Source organism: Allobosea sp. Root381 (assembly GCF_001429395.1).
Lineage (GTDB): Bacteria > Pseudomonadota > Alphaproteobacteria > Rhizobiales > Beijerinckiaceae > Allobosea.
The window spans coordinates 365730-384190 of sequence record NZ_LMJT01000012.1; the positions used below are offsets into that span (position 1 = coordinate 365730).

Consider the following 18461-nt stretch of genomic DNA (forward strand, 5'->3'; position numbering starts at 1 on the left):
GAAACCGTCCGCTGGCCGCTGGCCAGACATGCGCTGCCCGCGGATCTATGCAGCGGGCCGTGCGAGGGCTTATTCCGGGCGCTTCGAGAGAACGCAGGAGAGAAGGCCGGGAAAGCGCTCCTCGATCTCGTCGCGACGCAACGCGTTCATGTGGGTCGCGCCCTCGTTGCGAGTCCGGATAAGGCCGGCGGCGCGCAGGACACGGAAGTGATGCGAGACGCTCGACTTTGGCCGGTCGCCTTCCAGAGCCTGGCAACTCGCCTCGCCCTCCATCGCGAGCCGCCTCACCACTTGCAGCCGGAAGGGATCGCTGAGTGCGTGAAAGACGTCCTCCAGTACAATCTCTTCCGGCGCGGGCAGGCGGGCGTGTCGCATGGGGGGATCTTATCACAGCGTTTCGGTATTGCCAAAGTTCGAAAAATATCGAACTATCGAATAATCAAAATTTCCGATACGGAGTTTGCCCATGCCCGGCTTGTTCGATCCCTTCAGCCTGAAGAACCTCACCCTGCGAAACCGCATCGTCGCCTCGCCCATGTGCCAGTACTCGGCTGAGGACGGGGTCGCGAACGAGTGGCATCGCGCACATCTTGCCGGGCTGGCGCGGGGCGGCGCCGGTCTCGTCGTGATCGAGGCGACCGGCGTCTCGCCGGAAGGGCGGATCACGCCCGCCTGTCTCGGCCTCTGGAATGACGGGCAGGCCGAGGCGCTGGCGCCGATGGTGGCCGAGATGCGCAAGGCCGGCTCCGCCACCGGTATCCAGATCGGCCATGCCGGCCGCAAGGCCAGCGCCAACCGTCCCTGGGAGGGCGACGATCACATCCCCGCAGGCGATCCGCGTGGCTGGGAGACGATCGCCCCCTCGGCGATCGCCCAGGGTGGCGGCCTGAGCAAGGTGCCGCTGGCGATGACGAAGGCCGATATCGCGCGCGTCACCGGTGATTTCGTCGCAGCGGCGGAGCGGGCCCGCGACATCGGCATCGAATGGCTGAAGCTGCACTTCGCCCATGGCTATCTGGCGCAGAGCTTCCTCTCGCGCCATGCCAACCGCCGCGAGGACGAGTATGGCGGCAGCTTCGAGAACCGCAGCCGCTTCCTGATCGAGACGCTGGCCGCGGTCCGCAAGGTCTGGCCGGAGGAGCGCCCGTTGTCCGCCCGCCTCGGCGTGATCGAGTATGACGGCCGGGACGAGGAGACGCTCACCGATGCGATCGATCTGGTGAAGCGCCTCAAGGCCGAGGGACTGGACTTCATTGACGTCAGCGTCGGCTTCTCGACCAACGAGGCGAAGATTCCGTGGGGCCCGGCCTTCCTGGCGCCGGTCGCCGAGCGGGTTCGCCGCGAGACCGGGCTGCCGGCCTCGACGAGCTGGTACATCAGCGGTCCCGAGCAGGCCGATGCGCTGGTGCGCGAGGGCAAGGTCGATCTGGTCACGCTTGGCCGGCCGCTGCTGGCCGATCCGCACTGGCCCTATGCCGCGGCAAAGGCGCTCGGCGTCGAGAACCCGGCCTGGAAGACCCTGCCGGCGCCCTACGCCCACTGGCTTGCGCGCTACCGCACGGCGTGAGCGGAGGATCTCCGCGTTTCTTCGAAGCGCGGAGATCCTCCGGATTCTTGTTTTATCGCATTTTCTTCACGCGAACCGGTGCTCACTGCGCTCGAAAATGCTTGAGCAAGGGGTCGAAAGGCCCCTCGCTTCACTCCCCCATCGCGATCAGGCTGGCATTGCCGCCGGCCGCCGCGGTATTGATCGTCACCGTCTGCTCGGTGGCGAAGCGGGCGAGGTAGTTCGGCCCGCCGGCCTTGGGGCCGGTGCCGGAGAGGCCGTGGCCGCCGAAGGGCTGAACGCCGACGACCGCGCCGATGATGTTGCGGTTGACGTAGATATTGCCGGTCGAGAGCCCCTGGGTGACCTGCTCGACCGTGGTCTCGATCCGCGAATGGACACCGAGCGTCAGGCCGTAGCCGGTCGCCTCGATGTCGTGGATGACCTTGTCGAGTTCGCCGGCCTTCCAGCGCACGACATGCAGGATCGGCCCGAAATGCTCCTGCTTGAGGTCGGCGATGCGGTCGAGCGAGACGACATGGGGCGCGACGAAGGTGCCGCCCAGCGCCGGCGCCTCGCCGGCCCAGGCGAGGCGGCCTTCCCGGCGCATGGCCTCGACATGGCCGTCCAGCCGCTGCTTGGCGGCGGCGTCGATGACCGGGCCGATATGGGTGTCGATGGCGCGGGGATCGCCGAGCTTGAGCTCGCGGGTTGCGCCGGTGATCATCTCGACCATCTTGTCGGCGACATCCTCCTGCACGACGAGCAGGCGCAGCGCCGAGCAGCGCTGGCCGGCCGAGCGGAAGGCCGACATCACGACATCGTCCGCGACCTGCTCCGCCAGCGCCGTCGCATCGACGATCATGGCATTGAGGCCGCCCGTCTCGGCGATGAGCGGGACGATCGGGCCGTCCTTGGCGGCGAGCGCGCGGTTGATCGCGCGGGCGGTCGCGGTCGAGCCGGTGAAGGCGACGCCGGCGACATCCGGATGCGCCACGAGGGCTGAGCCCAGGGCGCCGTCGCCAGGCACGAGCTGCAGCGCCGAGGCGGGTATGCCGGCCTCATGCAGCAGCCGCACGGCCTCGGCCGCGATCAGCGGCGTCTGCGGGGCAGGCTTGGCGACGACGCTGTTGCCGGCCACCAGCGCAGCGGCGATCTGCCCGGCGAAGATGGCGAGCGGGAAGTTCCACGGCGCGATGCAGAGGAAGGGACCGCGGCCGCGCAGGACGAGGCGGTTCTCCTCGCCGGTGGGGCCGGGCAGGGCTGTCGGCGTCGCGAACTTCGCCTCGGCCTCGGCGGCGTAGTAACGGCAGAAATCGACGGCCTCGCGCACCTCGGAGATGGCGTCGTCCAGCGTCTTGCCGGCTTCCGCCTGGAGCAAAGCGAGCAGCAGGCCGCGACGCGCTTCCATCAGATCGGCGGCCTTGCGAAGCGCTGCGGCGCGGTCGCGCGCCGGCGTTGCGTTCCAGCGCGGGAAGCCGGCCTTGGCCGCCAGCATGGCGCGTTCGGCCAAGGCGGCATCGCCCTCGCGGACGCGGCCGATCACCTTGTTGTCGATCGGCGAGCGGACGTCGCGGGCGGTGCCGCCGGCCGCCTTGCCGTCGATGAGGGGCGCGGCCTCGGGGAACGGCCTGGCGCTTGCGGCCTTGATCTCCGCCAGCAGCGCGTCGAGGCTCTCGGCGTGGCCGAGCTCGACGCCGGCCGAGTTCTTGCGCGAGGGGCCGAAGAGATCGGCCGGCAGCGGGATGCGGCGATGGCGGGCCGCGCCGGCATTGCCGATGATATCGGCGGGCGGCACCAGCAGTTCGGCCACGGGCACGTCGGGGTCGCCGGAGACGCTGACGAAGGAGGAGTTGGCGCCGTTCTCGAGCAGGCGCCGAACGAGATAGGCGAGCAGGTCCTGATGGCTGCCGACGGGCGCATAGGTACGGCAGGCGAAGCCCTCGGAACCGGCGAGCAGCTTCTCGTAGAGCGCCTCGCCCATGCCATGCAGGCGCTGGAACTCGAAACCTTCGGCCCCGCCGGCCATCTCCGCGACGGTCGCGACGGTCTGGGCGTTATGGGTGGCGAATTGCGGGATGATGCGCGGACGCAAGGCGAGGAGTTGCGCGGCGCAGGCTTCGTAGTTGAGGTCGGTCATCGCCTTGCGGGTAAAAACGGGGTAGTCGGCGAGGCCACGCTCCTGGGCACGCTTCAGCTCGGTGTCCCAATAGGCGCCCTTGACGAGCCGGACCATCATCCGCCGGTCATGCGCTTCCGCGAGTACGCCGATATGGGCGATCACGGCCGAGGCACGCTTCTGATAGGCCTGGATGGCGAGGCCGAAACCGTCCCAGCCCGCCAGCGAGGGATCGGCCACCACCGCATCGATGAGGTCGAGGGAAAGCTCCAGTCGGTCGGCCTCCTCGGCATCGATGGTGAAGTTGAGGTCGTAGGACTTGGCCTGCTGCGCCAGCTTGACGACCTTGGGCGTCAGCTCCGCCAGCACGCGCTCGTGGTTGGTCGCGTCGTAGCGCGGATGCAGCGCCGAGAGCTTGACCGAGATGCCCGGCCGGTTCGGCAGCGGCTCGTTGCCGGCCGGACGGCCGATGGCGTCGATCGCGGCGGCATATGAGGCGAAATAGCGGTCGGCGTCTCCTTGCGTGCGGGCCCCCTCGCCCAGCATGTCGAAGGAGTAGCGGTAGAGCTTGCCGCTCTTCGATCCTGCGCGCTTCAGCGCCTCCTCGATGGTTTGGCCGAGCACGAAATGGTTGCCCATGATGCGCATGGCCTGCCGGGTCGCGGTGCGCACCGTCGGCACGCCGAGCCGCTTGGCGAGGCCGCCGATGATGCTGGTCGGGGTCTCGCCGGGCTGGATCACCCGCGCCGTGATGCCGAGCGCCCAGGCCGAGGCCGAGACGAGGAAGGCATCCGATTTCGCTTCGTGATGGGCGAAGTCGCCCTGGCCGAGCTTGTCCTCGATAAGCCGGTCGGCGGTCGCGGAGTCGGGCACGCGCAGCAGCGCCTCGGCCAGCACCATCAGCGCAAGACCCTCGCGGGTCGAGAGCGAATATTCCCGCAGGAGCTCCTCGATGCCGCCGAGGCCGACCTTGCGGGTGCGGATGGCTTCAATCAGCCCGGTCGCGCGCGCATCGATGCGCGCCTTCGCCGCCGGCTCGCGCCGCGCCCCCGAAAGCAGCCTCGTCGCGATGGCGCCGTCATCCTCGGCGAAGGGGGCGCGGAAGGCGGGCGGGGTCGGGCGAGGCGCGGCCATGAAAACATTCCGGGATAAGGCGGGCGGGATGATCTGAAGAATCATGTCTTCATCGCCGCATATCAATTGGCGATTTCGTGAGAATTGCCGTATATTTCTGCGTCAAATCGCCCCTCGCTAGAGATCTATCCCGTGCTCGACCGGACCGACCGTCGTCTCCTGTCCCTGCTGCAGTCCGATGGCCGGATCGCGGGCGTCGAACTGGCCGAGAAGGTCGGGCTGTCGCCGACCGCGACCGGCGAGCGGCTGAAGCGGCTCGCGCGCGAGGGCTACATCACGGGATACCGCGCGACGCTGGACCCGGTTAAGCTTGGCCTGCATCTCCTGGTCTTCGTCGAGGTCTACCTCGACAAGACCACGCCCGACGCCTTCGAGCGTTTCGCCGCCGCCGTGAAGCACGCCCCCGAGGTGCTCGAGTGCCATATGGTCGCGGGAGGCTTCGACTATCTGGTGAAGACGCGGGTCGCCGACATGAACGCCTATCGCCGCTTCCTGGGTGACGTGCTGCTGGCGCTGCCGGCGGTGCGCGAGACCCGTACCTATGCGGTGATGGAAGAGGTCAAGACCGATGGAGCACTGCCGCTCTAGGCCATTCGGGGCGAGACAGGGCGCGGTGCCCAGCTTTTGTGCAGATGCCGCATTTCTGTGGCGCTTTCGGCTTGACCTGCCGTGGGGTTCCGCCAGTCTGAAGCTGCACGCGCCCGGCATGTGGATTGCTGGGCGCGTAGTGATCGCCCGAGTCCATGTCCCCTCCAGCCCTGTGTCCGGAGCCTGAAATGTCCAGCGTGTTGCCTGCCCTTGCCGCGTCCTTCTCCCGGCGCGCCGTCCTGAGCGTCGCCGCCGCGACAGCGTTGGGTGCGGCTTGCCTCGCGGGCGCGCCGGCCCAGGCGCAGACGCCGGTGCGCTTCACGCTCGACTGGCGTTTCGAGGGACCGGCGGCACTATTCCTGATGGGGATCGAGAAGGGCTACTTCAAAGCCGAAGGCCTGGACGTCACCATCGACACCGGCAACGGCTCGCGCGAGGCGATCCCGCGCGTCGCGTCAGGCACCTATGATGTCGGCTTCGGCGACGTGAACTCGCTGATCCGCTTCCGCGACGAGAACCCGACGGTCGACCTCAAGGCCGTGATGATGGTCTATGACAAGCCGCCCTTCGCGATCGTCGGCCGCAAGAGCCGCGGCATCACCGCAGACGCGAAGAGCCTGGAAGGCAAGAAGCTCGGCGCGCCGGCAGCGGACGCCGCCTTCGCGCAATGGCCGATCTTCAAGACGGTCAACAAGCTCGACGACGCCAAGATCCGGCTGGAGAATGTCGGCTTCCCGGTGCGCGAGCCGATGCTCGCCTCGGGCGAGGTCGATGCCGTCTTCGGCTTCGCCAACTCGTCCTACATCAACCTGAAGTCGCGCGGCGTACCCGTAGACGACATCGTGACCATGCTGATGTCCGACTACGGGGTCGAGCTCTACGGCAATGTGGTGATGGTCTCGCCGAAATTCGCGGCCGAGAAGCCGGAAGCCGTGCGCGGCCTGCTGCGCGCCATCACCAAGAGCGTCAAGGACACCGTCGCCAATCCCGAGCTCGGCGCGCAGCTGGTGATCAAGCGCAACGACGTCGCGAAGCTCGAGGTCGAGCTAGAGCGGCTGAAGATGACGCTCGAGCAGAACGTGATGACGCCCTGGGTCAAGGCCAACGGCTTCGGCGGCATCGACAAGGAGCGTTGGGAGAAGGCGCTCGACCAGATCGCGCTGACCTTCACATTCAAGGACAAGGCGAAGGCGGGTGACGCCTTTACCGACGCCTTCCTTCCGGCCCAGGCCGAGCGGGTGTTCTGAGTTCGCCATTTCACGTATGAGCGGCGCCATTCGGGGCGCAGCCCTGGGGGCGGTCTTTGGCGGTCCCCAGGGCTGGCTCTGCGGAGGCCCGGAATCCATCTTAGAGCGGTGGGCCTTCCGATGGGTTCCAAATCGGGGCTCCTCACGCGGCTTGTCCGGAATGACTGTGCGTTTCCTGAAAGGGCCCATTTGACCGCCTTCGTCGAACTCCAGGATGTCACCCATGTCTATGGCGGCGGCGAGGGGCCGCCGGCGGTCGAGGCGCTGTCGCTGAAGGTGCGCGAGGGCGAGTTCGCCGCCATCGTCGGCCCTTCGGGCTGCGGCAAGTCGACGATGATGAAGCTCGCGACCGGCCTGCAGCGGCCGAAGGCCGGCAGCGTGATCGTCGATGGGCGCAAGGTCGCGGAGCCGATTAAGATCACCGGCATGGCTTTCCAGAACCCGGTGATGCTGCCCTGGCGGACGACCCTGCAGAACCTGCTGCTGCCGCTCGAGATCGTCCAGCCGCATCGCTCGCGCCTGCGCTCGCACAAGGCGGAATATGTCGCACGCGCCGAGATGCTGCTGGAGACGGTCGGGCTGAAAGGCATGGGCTCGAAGTTTCCATGGCAGCTTTCGGGCGGCATGCAGCAGCGTGCCTCGCTCTGCCGCTCGCTGATCCACGAGCCCAAGCTGCTGATGCTCGACGAGCCCTTCGGCGCGCTCGACGCCTTCACCCGCGAGGAACTTTGGTGCGTGATCCGCGACCTGCATGCGCAGCGCGGCATCACGGTGATCCTGGTCACGCATGACCTGCGCGAGGCGGTGTTTCTGGCCGACCGGGTGTTCTGCATGTCGGCGCGGCCCGGCCGAATCATCGCCGAGCGCGAGATCGGCCTCGCCCGGCCACGCGATCTCGAGGTCACCTACACGCCGGAATTCGCGGAACTCGTGCATGAGCTGCGCGGCCATATCCGCGAGGCGAGGGCAGTTGCATGAAACGCTCGCTGTCGCTGCGGCTCGCGCCCTATCTGTTTACCATCGCCTTCTTCGTTCTGTGGGAAATCGCCTGCCGCGTCTTTTCGATCTCGGCCTTCATCCTGCCGCCCCCCTCGGCGATCTGGGGCGCGCTGGTGCAGTACCAAAGGCCGCTCGCGATCAACGCCTTCCACACGCTCTGGATGACCTCGGCGGGCTTTGCCCTGTCGATCGTGTTCGGGCTGCTGCTTGGCCTGCTCGTCGGATCGTCGAAGCTGATCCATGCCGGCCTCAACCCGCTGCTGGTCGGCTTCAACTCGATCCCCAAGGTCGCAGTGGTGCCGATCTTGGTGATCTGGTTCGGCGTGGGCTCGCTGCCGCCGGTGCTGACAGCCTTCGTGATTTCGTTCTTCCCGATCGTCGTGAACGTCGCGACCGGGCTGGTGACGATCGAGCCCGAGACCGAAGACGTGCTCAAGGCGCTCGGCGCCAGCCGCCTGGACATCATGACCAAGGTCGGCATTCCGCGCTCGCTGCCCTATCTTTTCGGGGCGCTGAAGGTGTCGATCACGCTGGCCTATGTCGGCTCCGTGATCGGCGAGCAGAACGCGTCCAACCAGGGGGTGGGCAATCTGATCACCCGTGCGTCCGCGGATTTCAACGTGCCGCTGATCTTCGCTGCGCTGATCGTGCTGGCAGTCCTCGGCGTCTTCCTGGTCGCAATCGTGGATGTCGTCGAGAACCGGATGACCGGCTGGGCCAAGCGCTCGCAGCTCGGCAACTGATCAAAGAAGATCGCGTCCGAGCCGCCGCTGCGGGTCAGACCATGCCGGTACTCTTGAGCTGCTGATAGGCCTTGAGGATTTCCTGCAGCGTGCCTTCGCGCGAGCGGTCGCCGCCATTGGCGTCGGGGTGAAAACGCTTCACCAGCTCCTTGTAGCGGGCCTTGATCGCCGTGGAATCGGCGTTCTCGTCGAGGCCCAGTGTTTCAAGCGCCTTGCGGGCGATGATGCCGACGCGCGGCTCCGGCTGCGCCGCCGTTTGCGCCCGCCTCGCGCCGAAGATGTTGAAGGCGTCCTGAAATTCGGGCGCATCGGCTCCGACAGCGCCCCGCCGGCGCTGCGACATCCGCGCGGTGCTCGCGTTGACCCCGAGCTTCCAGGTCGGCCGATGGCCGATTTCTTCCTGCTTCTGATAAGCGGCGAGCGCCTCGTCATTCATGCCGGCAAAGTAGTTGTAGGTCGCGTTGTAGGCCTTCACATGCTCGAGGCAGAACAGGAAGAACTTGCCTTCGCGGCCGCGGCCCTGCGGCGCGCGAAATTCGCCGTGCCGCGTGCAGCCGGCGTGGTCGCAACGCGGCGCATCGGTCTCCACGGCCCCGACCGTCTCGGAGGGGCCGATCCTGATGCTGTCGAACAGACGCGAGTTGAAGTTCATGGTCTAATGGTTATGAAACGCGGGATCGGAACCGGCAAGTGCGATGCAGCATGCACGCATCTGCGCGGCGGGTAGGGACCGCCCGATTGAGGGCCCCGGAACGGATGATTCAAAACGGTGTCGCGATCATGACCGGAATGGCTGAACGGATTACCAGCAAGCTGGAAGAGGCGCTTTCGCCACAGCGGCTGAACGTGATCGACGAATCGCACCAGCATCACGGCCATAGCGGCTGGCGCGAGGGCGGCGAGACCCATTTCAGGGTCGATATCGTATCGGAGGCCTTCGTCGGCAAGAGCCGCCTGGACCGTCACCGTCTCGTCAATGCCGCGCTGTCGCAGGAACTGGCCGACCGGGTGCATGCGCTGGCGATCGTTGCACGGGCGCCGGGCGAAGGGTGAGGCCAGTCGGCAGGCGTTGGGCCTACCGAGGCAGCGTCCTCAGGCCTTCGGGCGCTCCGGCGTGAGAGCATAGATCACGGCGGAGGCGAGCAGCAAGGCCGCGAAGATCCAATGCAGATGGGCGAAGGTCGTTGCGGCGTCGAGCCCGGCAGCCCGCTGGCCCGCGATGAACCAGCCGGAGCCGGATTGCGCTACCGCGGCGCCGGCGATGAACAGGAAGTTCACCGCCGTCATGCCGCGGCCGATCAGATGCACCGGGAAGAACAGCCGCGCATGCGCCATCAGGATGGCGTAGGTGAAGCCGACCGCACCGATCGTTGCGAACAGGAGCGTCGCTGCGAGACCGGATGTTGCCCCCGGGCCGGCCAGCAGGGCGAAGAGCAGCCCGGTGCCGACCGTGCCCCACAGCACCAGCGGCTTCGGCTTGCCGACCACCTTCTCCAGCCCGCCATAGATGAAGGCGCCGGCGACCATGGTCAGCGCCATCGCGGTCGCCGCATTGCCGGCGGCCACCGCGTCGAAGCCGTGGACATCCGCCATGAAGGGCGCGACCCAGAGCCCGCGCGCGGTCGCCAGGATGGCGTAGCTGGTCAGCGTGATCGGCGCGAGCAGCCAGAGCGGACGCAGCTTCATGATGCTGGCGAGGCCATCGATCAGCCCCTCGGCTTGGCCGCTGGCGCTTTCGGCGCGCGGCGGATCGCGGATCAGCAGCCCGGCAAGGATGGTCGCGAGCAGGAAGCCGCCCGCCATGACCAGCATCGAGGGGCGCCAGCCGTAATGCGCGGCGGCGACGGCCAGGGGTGCCGCGCCGACCAGATTGCCGAGCGAGCCGAGGCCGATGAAGACCGAGGTCAGGAAGGCAAAGCGCGCCGGCGCCGCGGTGCGGGCGAAGAGGAACAGGCTCGCCATGAAGATCGGCGAGCAGCCGATCCCGATGAGCGCCATGCCCAGCGCGCCGGTATAGGCACCCGTCGCGGTGGCGAACAGGAAGGCGCCCGCCGTGCCAATCGTCATCGCCGCCGTCACCGTGCGGCGCGGGCCAAGGCGGTCCAGCGCCCAGCCGATCGGGAACTGCGACAGCGCGAAGGCCGTGAACCAGGCGGCGCCCAGCAGCCCGAATTCACGTGGCCCGATCTCCAGATCCGTCATCACCGGCGTGGCGATGACGCTTAGGAAGGAGCGATAGAAGATCGACAGGAAGTAGGCGGGCAGCAGGGCGAGAAAGATGATCACGGCGTCTCAGTCGATTGTCGGCCCGGCTACCGGGCGGATCACTTGATCCGCTCGAGCACGGAAACGTAATTCGCGACCGCGGCGCCGCCCATGTTGAAGATGCCGCCAAGGCGGGCATCCTGGAGCTGCATACCTTCCGGCGCCTCGCCGACGAGCTGCATGGCGCTGAGCACATGCATCGAGACGCCGGTCGCGCCGATCGGATGGCCCTTTGCCTTGAGGCCGCCCGAGACGTTGACCGGCAGCTTGCCGTCCTTCTGCGTCCAGCCTTCCTTGATGGCGCGGGCGCCGTCGCCTTCCTTGGTCAGGCCCATCGCCTCGTATTCGATCAGCTCTGCGATGGTGAAGCAGTCATGCGTCTCGACGAAGGAGAGATCCTCCAGCGCGACGCCCGCCGCGGCCAGCGCGTCGCGCCAGGCCTTGGCGCCGCCGTCGAACTTCAGGATGTCGCGCTTCGACATCGGCAGGAAATCCTGCACATGCGACATGCCACGGAAGCCGACGGCGCGGCGCATGGTCAGCGCTGTCTCCGCATCGGCCAGCACAAGGGCCGCGGCACCGTCCGAGACGAGCGAGCAATCGGTGCGCTTCAGCGGGCCTGCGACATAAGGATTCTTCTCGCTCTCCTCGCGGCAGAAAGCGAAGCCCAGATCCTTGCGCATCTGCGCATAGGGATTCTCGACGCCGTTCTTGTGGTTCTTGGCGGCGATCATGGCGAGCGCATCGGACTGGTCGCCATGGCGCTGGAAATAGGCGGCGGCGATGCCGCCGAAGACGCCGGCGAAGCCGCCCTGAACCGCGCTGTCTTCGGGTAGATAGGAGGCCTTGAGCAGGTTCTTGCCGATCTCGGGGCCGGGCGTCGTGGTCATCTGCTCGACGCCGACGACGAGCACGATGCGGGCGTCCCCCGCCTTGATCGCGCGCACGCCCTGCTGGACCGCGGCCGAGCCGGTGGCGCAGGCGTTCTCGACCCGCGTCGCGGGCTTGAAGCGCAGCGCCGGATCGGCCTGGAGCACGAGCGAGGCGGTGAAGTCCTGGGCCGAGAAGCCGGCGTTGAAATGGCCGAGCACGATCTCGTCGACCTGGTCGGCGGTGATGCCGGCATCGACCAGTGCTTCGGTCGTGACCTTGACGATCAGGCTTTCGATGGTCTCGGCTTCCTGCTTGCCGAACGGCGTATGGGCCCAACCGACGATCGCAGCGCTCATGGCATTTCTCCCGGATACGGCTTCGATGGCATTTCGCCTTGGCATCTAATTGCGCCTGCGGACGCTGCCCCGCAAGCGGGCAGGGATGCAATCCCTCCGTGCGCGTAAGGAGGGACCATGATGCGGACCTTCTCCGCTTGATCGATCGTTTAGCGGCAGATTTACTGATCAGGCAGCTTCAACCTGTCCAGATTCGGCTCTATAGGGCCGTCATCAGCAACAGGCCGACACCGCCGACGATCAGCGCCATGCCCAGCATCTCGCGCCAGGAGCTGTTCTCCGAGAAGATCCGGCGCGAGGCGATCTGCGCCAGCGGCACCTCGATCAGCGCCAGCGTGCGGACATTGGCGGCGCTGGTCAGCGAGAAGCCGATGAACCAGCACTGCGAGGCCGCCGCGCCGAGGAAGCCAGCCGAGAGCGAGCGGCGCCAGTTGCGCAGGCTGGAGATCAGGGCCGAGCGGTTGGCGGCCAGCATGTAGAGCGTCAGCACCAGCGTCTGCAGGAAGAGGCCGAGTGCCAGGATCGTGCTGGCGCGAATGAAGAAGCCGCCTTCGGGCAGGGCCTGGATAGCGCCGCGATAGCCGATTGCCGAAAGGGCGAAGAAGGCGCCGGCCGCCACGCCGAGCACGGCGGGGCGCAGGCCCGCGCGGCTGAGCTTCTCGCCCGGCTTCCAGGAGACCAGCACGACGCCCGCGGTCGCGACGAAGATCGCCGCGAACTTGGCCGGCGTGAGCGCGTCGCCCAGCAGCAGCGCGCCGAAGATCGCGACCTGGACCGGCTCGGTCTTGGTGTAAGCGGTGGTGACTGCAAAGGAGCGCTCGCGCATCGCCGCCAGCATCAGCGCCGTCGCCGCGATCTGGGTGAGGGCGCCTGCGACCGTGTAGCCATAGGACCAAGCGCCGATCGCGGGCGGCTCCCGGCCCGCGACCAGGCAGACGATGGCGAGGAAGAGCAGCGCGAAGGGCAGGCCGAAGAGGAAGCGCACCTGCGTCGCCCCGACGACGCCGATGATGTCGGTCAGCGAGCGCTGGGTGAGATTTCGCGCCGTCTGCAGCAGAGAGGCAGCGATGGTGGCGGGGATCCAGAGAAGGGCGAGGCTCACGCGGCAGATCCGGTCGGTCGAGGGGCTGTTCGGGCTTGTGAACGCTCGGCTGCGACTAGGCAAATCGCTCCGCTGAGGGTAGGTATGCATACGTGGGCGGGCCGCTTGCTGCCGGCCGTCTCGAAAATGCCGCACGCATCGCGTTGAACCCCTGCGCCTTCAACCCTCGTAAGACAGGTTCAAGACCCGCCCGATGATTGCTCCCCGCTTCACCGCTGCCCTCGCCTGTGGGCTCGCCCTCGCCGGTCCGGCCTCGGCCGGCACCAGCCTCGTGATCGACGCCGCCAGCGGCGCGGTGCTGTCCAGCGAAAACGCCGCCCAGCCCTGGCACCCGGCCTCGACCACAAAGATGATGACCGCCTATCTCGCGCTCAAGGCGGTGCGGGAAGGCCGGATCGGCCTGGAGACCGCGATCCCGGCCTCGAAGCTGGCCGCCAGCCAGCCCCGGGTCAAAGTCTACATCAAGGCCGGGCAGGAGGTGACGCTCGACAACGCGCTGCGCATCATGATGGTGAAGTCGGCCAACGACATCTCCTATGTCATCGCGGAAGGCGTCGGCGGCAATGTCGAGAATTTCGTTGCCATGATGAATGCCGAGGCGGCCAGGCTCGGCATGCGCGACAGCCATTTCACCAACCCCAATGGCTGGCACGACCCCGACCAGCAGGTCAGCGCCCGCGACCTCGCCATCCTCGCCATGGCCCTGATGCGCGAATTTCCCGACTATTCGGATTACTGGAACACGGGTGCCGTCCAGCTCGGCAAGCAGCTCCTGCTGAACACCAACGGGCTCGTCGGCCGCTATCCGGGCGTTGGCGGCATGAAGACCGGCTTCGTCTGCGCCTCCGGCTTCAACGTGGTGGCGACCGCGACGCGGAACGGCCGCACCCTGATCGCGGTCGTGCTCGGCGCGCTCTCCGGCACGGAGCGGACCGTCAAGGCGGCGCAGTTGCTCGACGACGGTTTCTCGAAATGGGGCGGCGGCTACACGCTCGCCTCGCTGCCCTCGCAGGGTGGACGGGCGCAGAGCATCTGCGGCGATGTCCGGCGCAAGGGCGGCGGCGTTGCTCTGGCCGACGATGCTGACTCGTCAGGGCCGATCGCTGCCCAGGCGCAGGACATCGGTGGCAACGCCTCTGATGGCGGGCGCTTCGCCACTGCTGCGGCGCCGACCCAATTCAGCTCCTCGGTGCTGACGCGCCTGCCCTCGGGCAAGATTTCGCTCGGTCCGCGCGCCGAGATGACGCCGGTTCCGGTCGCCTTCGGCCGCACGCCGGGTTCCGCCTCCGCGCCGCTGGCGGCGAATGTCACGGGCGAGGCCGATAGCCGCGTCGCACGCGGCAATGCGCCCGTCATTGCCCCGTCCGCACCCGTCGCTGCCGGGCTGTTCGGCACGCAGACCGGCGGTCTCTACGCCGATCGGGGGCGGACAGCCTCCGGCAACGGTGCCATTCCGGGCTCGACCACGGCCTTCGCTCCGGCTGATTCCGCGAGCACGCAGCCCGGCGAGTCGAGCGGGCCGATGCGCCTGCAGGGCGCCGTCCGCTCGGGTGCTGCCGCGCCAGCAAGCCTTCGTGCCGGTGCGGCGGCCGGGATCAAGCCCATGCCGCGGCCGGCGGCCAGGCCCCTGCTGGTGAAGCCCTCGCCCAAGGCCGAGCCGGCCAAGGCTGGCGCCGCCTCGCGCAAGCCCGCCCAGGCTGCGGCGAAGCCCCAGGCGGCCAAGCCGCAGGCTAGGCCGAAGACCAAGCCGGACGACGACGCCTGAGCCACCTTTCTTGAACGGCGCCCCCGACCAGACCGCCAGGCGGCAGGGCATGCTGCTGGCGCTGGCTGCGGCCGGCGCCTACGGGACGAACATCGTCAGCGCCCAGATCGCCGGCCAGGCAGGGCTCAGCGGGCCGCTGCTCGTCTTCTACCGCGTCTTCGTCATGCTCGCGCTGGTTGCCGGCGCGGTCCTGATCTGGCGGAGCTCGCTGGCGGTGCCGCGCCGCGAGAGACGGACGCTGGTGGTGTTCGGCATCAGCAGCGCGCTGGTGGGAATGGCGTATCTCTCCTCGGTCGCCTTCGTGCCGGTCACGGTGGCCGCGGTGGTGTTCTTCACCTATCCGGTGCTGATCGTCCTGGCCGAACCCTTCGTCACCGGCATTCCTTTCCGGCCCGAGCGGCTGGCCGCGGCGTGCGTCGCTTTCCTCGGCGTTGCGATGGTGGTGGGGCCGGATTGGCACGGGCTCGATCCGCGCGGGCTCCTGCTCGCGCTCGTCGCGAGCTTCGCTGCCGCGACGCAGTTCTTTTCCGCCGCCGCCTTGCCGGGCACGCCGCTCTCGGCCCGGCTGTTCTGGTCGCATCTGCTGATCCTGCCCGTGGCGGCGGCCATCCTCGCCATCACCGGCGGCTTCCTGCCGCCGAGCGCCTTCGCGCTAGCGCCGATCGCGGCTGCGGTCACGATCGGGGGCTATCTTCTCGGCTTCCTGTGCCAACTGCTCGCCTCAACGCGGATTTCTCCGGGAGCGGCTGGCCTCGCCTTCTGCGCCGAGCCTGTCTGCGCCGTGCTGATCGCCGCGGTGGTGCTGGGAGAACGTCTCGGGCCGCTGCAATATGCCGGCTGCGCCCTTGTCGCCGCGGTGCTGGTGATTAATGTAACAGTAGAACAAATGAGGCGCGCGCCCGCGCCTGCGTGAAGCAAAGCGTGACTGCGATGACTGCCGAGCCCGTGCGCCCCGAGCCTCTCCGCCCCGAGCCCTTGCCGCTGACCCTGCTGACCGGCTTTCTCGGCGCCGGCAAGACGACGCTGCTCAACCGCCTGCTGAAGGACCCTTCGCTTGCCCGGACGGTGGTGATCGTCAACGAGTTCGGCGAGGTCGGGCTCGATCATCTGCTGATCGAGAGCAGCGAGGAGGGCATGATCCTGCTCGACTCAGGCTGCCTGTGCTGCACGATCCGCGAGGATCTGCTGGTCACGCTGGAGGATCTGCTGCGCCGGCGCGACAATGGCCGGATCGCGCCGTTCGACCGCGTTGTCATCGAGACGACCGGGCTCGCCGATCCGGCGCCGATCCTCAATCTGCTGATCAACCACCCCTATCTCTCGCTGCGCTTCCGGCTCGACGGCGTGGTGACGCTGGTCGATGCGGTCAACGCCATGGCGACGCTCGATGCGCATGAGGAGGCGCGCCGGCAGGTCGTCGCGGCGGATCGCCTCGTCCTGACCAAGACGGACCTCGCCGGAAACCTCGCCGAGCTCGCGCCGCTGCGGCTGCGGCTGGTGCATCTCAACCCGGGCGTCGCGGTGTTGGGCGGCGAGGCGGCGGCCAACTCGCTGTTCGGCGCCGGGCTCTACGACCTCGCGCGGCGTCCGGCCGAGATCGGCCAATGGCTGGCCCGCGAAACGCTGCCGGGCGGTGGGCATGACCATGAGCCGCATCACCACCACGGCCATGGCCATGACGGCCATCACCACCATGGCGATCACCATCATCACGACGTGAACCGTCATGATGCGAGCATCCGGGCTTTCGCGCTGACCGCAGATGCGCCTATCCAGCGCGCTACGGTCGAGCTGTTCTGGACGATGCTGCGCTCGGTCCATGGGCCGCGGCTGTTGCGCCTCAAGGGGCTGGTCCAAATCGCCGAGCATCCCGAGCGGCCGCTGCTGCTTCACGCTGTGCAGCAGATCCTGCACCCGCCGATCGAACTCGACGCCTGGCCCGATGCCGACCGGCGCTCGCGGCTCGTGCTGATCGTGAAGGATATCGACGAGGCAGTCGTACAGCGGCTGTGGGCCGCCTTTCTCGGTCAGGCACGCGCCGAGCGCGGCGTCGCGACCGGCTGAGACGGCTCAGGCTTCCGCGCGCAGAAGCCGCCGGATAATCTTGCCCGTCGTGGTCATCGGCAATTCCTCACGGAAGGCGATCTCGCGCGGATATTCGTGCGCGGAGAGGCGCTTGCGCACGAAGTCCTGAAGCTCGGCCGCGAGCGCGGGCGTCGCGGCGTATCCGGGCATCGGCACGACGAAGGCCTTGACGATCTCGGTGCGCAGAGCATCCGGCTTGCCGACGACGGCGGCGAGCGCAACCGCCTCGTGCTTCAACAGGCAATCCTCGATCTCACCGGGGCCGATGCGGTAGCCCGAGGAGGTGATGACGTCGTCGTCGCGGCCGACGAAGCGGACATAGCCGTCATCGTCCTGCACCGCCTGGTCGCCCGTTTTCATCCAATCGCCGACGAATTTCGCGGCCGTCGCGCGCGGGTTGTTCCAGTAGCCGAGGAACATCACCGGGTCGGGGCGGCGGACCGCGATCTGGCCCTCCTCGCCGGGCTCGCAGATCGAGCCGTCCGGCCGGATCACCGCGACCTCATGGCCCGGCACCGCCTTGCCGATGCTGCCCGGCCGGCTGATCCCGATTTCGGCGCAGGAGGCGAGCACGAGGTTGCACTCGGTCTGGCCATAGGCCTCGTTGATGGTGACGCCCAGCGCCTCGCGGCCCCAGGCCAGCGTCTCGGCGCCGAGCGCCTCGCCCGCAGCGGCGACCGTGCGCAGATCGAGGGCGAAGCGCTCGCGCGGCCTGTCGACGCTGCGCAGCATCCTGAGCGCCGTCGGCGGCACGAAGGCGTTGCGGATCTTCAGCTCCGCCATCAGGCGGAAGGCTTCCTCCGGCACGAAGCGCGTCACCGGTCGGGCCACCACCACGACGCCGAAATGCAGCGCCGGCAGCAGCATGTTGAGCAGCCCGCCGGCCCAGGCCCAGTCCGCCGGCGTCCAGGCGAGATCGCCGGGTCTCGGCATGAATTCATGCGGCATCTGGACGCCGGGGAGGTGGCCGGGGAGGACCCGGTGCCCGTGCAGCGCGCCCTTCGGGTTTCCGGTGGTGCCGGAGGTGTAGATCATCAGCGCCGGGTCGTCCGGCCCGGTTTCGACAGTGCTGAAATCGGCGCTGGCTCCGGCCAGCAGCTCGTCCCAGCCGAGCGCAGCGCCCTCAGTGCCGCCGGTCGAGATCAGCAGCGAAAGCTCGGGCAGCGACTCCGCGATCTGCCGGACCTTGGCAAGGCCCGCGTCATCCGTCACCAGCGCCCTCGCGCCGGAATCGGCGAGGCGATAGGCCAGCGCATCGACCCCGAAGAGGGCCGCCAGAGGCACGGCGATCGCGCCGAGCTTGTAGGCGGCGAGATGGGCGGCGAGCACGGCGCGGCCCTGCGGTAGCAGGATCGCGACCCGGTCGCCGCGCGCGACGCCACGGGCGCGCAGCGCCTGGGCGAGGCGGTTCGAATCCGCGCGCAATTCGCCGAAGCTGACCGGCGTGACGCGCCAGTCGCGCGACACCTCGATGATCGCGGTGCGTTGCGGATCGATGGCCGCCCAGCGGTCGCAGACATCGGTGGCGATGTTGTAGCGCTGCGGTATCTGCCAGCGGAAGGCGTCGCGCAACGCGCCGTAGTCACGTAAATCGGGAAGGATCAATCGAAGTATTCCAGGAGGGAGGCGGCAAAGTAAA

16 protein-coding genes are annotated in these 18461 nt (G+C 68.0%); 9 read left to right on the top strand and 7 right to left on the bottom strand.

Annotated features, from left to right (window positions below; all coding sequences use genetic code 11):
* Positions 1 to 69: 69 nt before the first annotated feature.
* The gene (locus tag ASE63_RS13175) at positions 70 to 375 is read right to left on the bottom strand and encodes a metalloregulator ArsR/SmtB family transcription factor (protein ID WP_056801623.1); all 306 of its coding nucleotides are present in this window, start codon (positions 373 to 375) and stop codon (positions 70 to 72) included.
* 91 nt (positions 376 to 466) lie between these two features.
* Between ASE63_RS13175 and ASE63_RS13180 the strand changes: the two genes are divergently transcribed.
* Positions 467 to 1567 carry an NADH:flavin oxidoreductase/NADH oxidase gene (locus ASE63_RS13180; protein WP_056801625.1) on the top strand — a complete coding sequence of 367 codons (1101 nt, stop codon included), beginning with the start codon at positions 467 to 469 and terminating at the stop codon, positions 1565 to 1567.
* A 130-nt stretch (positions 1568 to 1697) separates the two neighbouring features.
* On the opposite strand, the gene putA is transcribed toward ASE63_RS13180, so the two are convergent.
* Positions 1698 to 4799 (bottom strand): bifunctional proline dehydrogenase/L-glutamate gamma-semialdehyde dehydrogenase PutA, encoded by a 3102-nt coding sequence (gene putA, locus ASE63_RS13185; protein ID WP_056801628.1) that lies wholly within the window; start codon positions 4797 to 4799, stop codon positions 1698 to 1700.
* A gap of 132 nt (positions 4800 to 4931) precedes the next feature.
* Between putA and ASE63_RS13190 the strand changes: the two genes are divergently transcribed.
* The 4 genes from ASE63_RS13190 to ASE63_RS13205 all read left to right on the top strand — a co-directional run bounded on the left by ASE63_RS13190 (position 4932) and on the right by ASE63_RS13205 (position 8376).
* Positions 4932 to 5387: an Lrp/AsnC ligand binding domain-containing protein gene (locus ASE63_RS13190; RefSeq protein WP_056801630.1), complete on the top strand. Its 456-nt coding sequence runs from the start codon at positions 4932 to 4934 to the stop codon at positions 5385 to 5387.
* A gap of 188 nt (positions 5388 to 5575) precedes the next feature.
* Positions 5576 to 6634, top strand: a complete 1059-nt coding sequence (locus ASE63_RS13195) for an ABC transporter substrate-binding protein (RefSeq protein ID WP_056801631.1) — start codon at positions 5576 to 5578, stop codon at positions 6632 to 6634.
* 189 nt (positions 6635 to 6823) lie between these two features.
* Positions 6824 to 7612 (top strand): ABC transporter ATP-binding protein, encoded by a 789-nt coding sequence (locus ASE63_RS13200; protein WP_056801634.1) that lies wholly within the window; start codon positions 6824 to 6826, stop codon positions 7610 to 7612.
* Positions 7609 to 8376: an ABC transporter permease gene (locus tag ASE63_RS13205; RefSeq protein ID WP_056801636.1), complete on the top strand. Its 768-nt coding sequence runs from the start codon at positions 7609 to 7611 to the stop codon at positions 8374 to 8376. The genes ASE63_RS13200 and ASE63_RS13205 overlap by 4 nt, the downstream gene beginning before the upstream one ends.
* A gap of 34 nt (positions 8377 to 8410) precedes the next feature.
* Here ASE63_RS13205 and ASE63_RS13210 read toward each other — a convergent pair whose 3' ends face one another.
* Complete coding sequence (locus ASE63_RS13210) at positions 8411 to 9028, bottom strand: DnaJ domain-containing protein (RefSeq protein ID WP_056801637.1); 618 nt, start codon at positions 9026 to 9028, stop codon at positions 8411 to 8413.
* A 128-nt stretch (positions 9029 to 9156) separates the two neighbouring features.
* Between ASE63_RS13210 and ASE63_RS13215 the strand changes: the two genes are divergently transcribed.
* Positions 9157 to 9429, top strand: a complete 273-nt coding sequence (locus ASE63_RS13215; RefSeq protein ID WP_082609918.1) for a BolA family protein — start codon at positions 9157 to 9159, stop codon at positions 9427 to 9429.
* Between the two features lie 39 nt (positions 9430 to 9468).
* On the opposite strand, the gene ASE63_RS13220 is transcribed toward ASE63_RS13215, so the two are convergent.
* The 3 genes from ASE63_RS13220 to ASE63_RS13230 all read right to left on the bottom strand — a co-directional run bounded on the left by ASE63_RS13220 (position 9469) and on the right by ASE63_RS13230 (position 12972).
* On the bottom strand, positions 9469 to 10662 hold the full coding sequence (locus ASE63_RS13220; protein WP_056801640.1) for an MFS transporter: 1194 nt from the start codon (positions 10660 to 10662) through the stop codon (positions 9469 to 9471).
* A 38-nt stretch (positions 10663 to 10700) separates the two neighbouring features.
* Positions 10701 to 11870 carry an acetyl-CoA acetyltransferase gene (locus ASE63_RS13225; protein WP_056801642.1) on the bottom strand — a complete coding sequence of 390 codons (1170 nt, stop codon included), beginning with the start codon at positions 11868 to 11870 and terminating at the stop codon, positions 10701 to 10703.
* Positions 11871 to 12069: 199 nt separating this feature from the next.
* Positions 12070 to 12972 carry a DMT family transporter gene (locus ASE63_RS13230; protein ID WP_056801644.1) on the bottom strand — a complete coding sequence of 301 codons (903 nt, stop codon included), beginning with the start codon at positions 12970 to 12972 and terminating at the stop codon, positions 12070 to 12072.
* A 193-nt stretch (positions 12973 to 13165) separates the two neighbouring features.
* Between ASE63_RS13230 and ASE63_RS13235 the strand changes: the two genes are divergently transcribed.
* The 3 genes from ASE63_RS13235 to ASE63_RS13245 are packed head-to-tail and all read left to right on the top strand — an operon-like array spanning position 13166 to position 16801.
* Entirely contained in the window at positions 13166 to 14737 is a 1572-nt protein-coding gene (locus tag ASE63_RS13235) for a serine hydrolase (protein ID WP_056801645.1), read from the top strand.
* 10 nt (positions 14738 to 14747) lie between these two features.
* A complete protein-coding gene (locus tag ASE63_RS13240; RefSeq protein ID WP_156410328.1) occupies positions 14748 to 15650 on the top strand; it encodes a DMT family transporter in 903 nt (300 codons plus the stop codon).
* Positions 15651 to 15667: 17 nt separating this feature from the next.
* Positions 15668 to 16801, top strand: coding sequence for a GTP-binding protein (locus ASE63_RS13245; RefSeq protein ID WP_056801801.1), 1134 nt, complete (start codon positions 15668 to 15670; stop codon positions 16799 to 16801).
* Positions 16802 to 16807: 6 nt separating this feature from the next.
* Here the strand turns inward: ASE63_RS13245 and ASE63_RS13250 are convergent, their stop codons facing one another.
* Positions 16808 to 18424, bottom strand: coding sequence for an AMP-binding protein (locus ASE63_RS13250; protein WP_056801803.1), 1617 nt, complete (start codon positions 18422 to 18424; stop codon positions 16808 to 16810).
* Positions 18425 to 18461: the final 37 nt, after the last annotated feature.

Coding starts and splice junctions, on each gene's coding strand:
- ASE63_RS13175 (WP_056801623.1), bottom strand. CDS start 375: ATGCGACACGCCCGCCTGCCCGCGCCGGAAGAGATTGTACTGGAGGAC.
- ASE63_RS13180 (WP_056801625.1), top strand. CDS start 467: ATGCCCGGCTTGTTCGATCCCTTCAGCCTGAAGAACCTCACCCTGCGA.
- putA (WP_056801628.1), bottom strand. CDS start 4,799: ATGGCCGCGCCTCGCCCGACCCCGCCCGCCTTCCGCGCCCCCTTCGCC.
- ASE63_RS13195 (WP_056801631.1), top strand. CDS start 5,576: ATGTCCAGCGTGTTGCCTGCCCTTGCCGCGTCCTTCTCCCGGCGCGCC.
- ASE63_RS13205 (WP_056801636.1), top strand. CDS start 7,609: ATGAAACGCTCGCTGTCGCTGCGGCTCGCGCCCTATCTGTTTACCATC.
- ASE63_RS13210 (WP_056801637.1), bottom strand. CDS start 9,028: ATGAACTTCAACTCGCGTCTGTTCGACAGCATCAGGATCGGCCCCTCC.
- ASE63_RS13215 (WP_082609918.1), top strand. CDS start 9,157: ATGACCGGAATGGCTGAACGGATTACCAGCAAGCTGGAAGAGGCGCTT.
- ASE63_RS13225 (WP_056801642.1), bottom strand. CDS start 11,870: ATGAGCGCTGCGATCGTCGGTTGGGCCCATACGCCGTTCGGCAAGCAG.
- ASE63_RS13235 (WP_056801645.1), top strand. CDS start 13,166: ATGATTGCTCCCCGCTTCACCGCTGCCCTCGCCTGTGGGCTCGCCCTC.
- ASE63_RS13245 (WP_056801801.1), top strand. CDS start 15,668: ATGACTGCCGAGCCCGTGCGCCCCGAGCCTCTCCGCCCCGAGCCCTTG.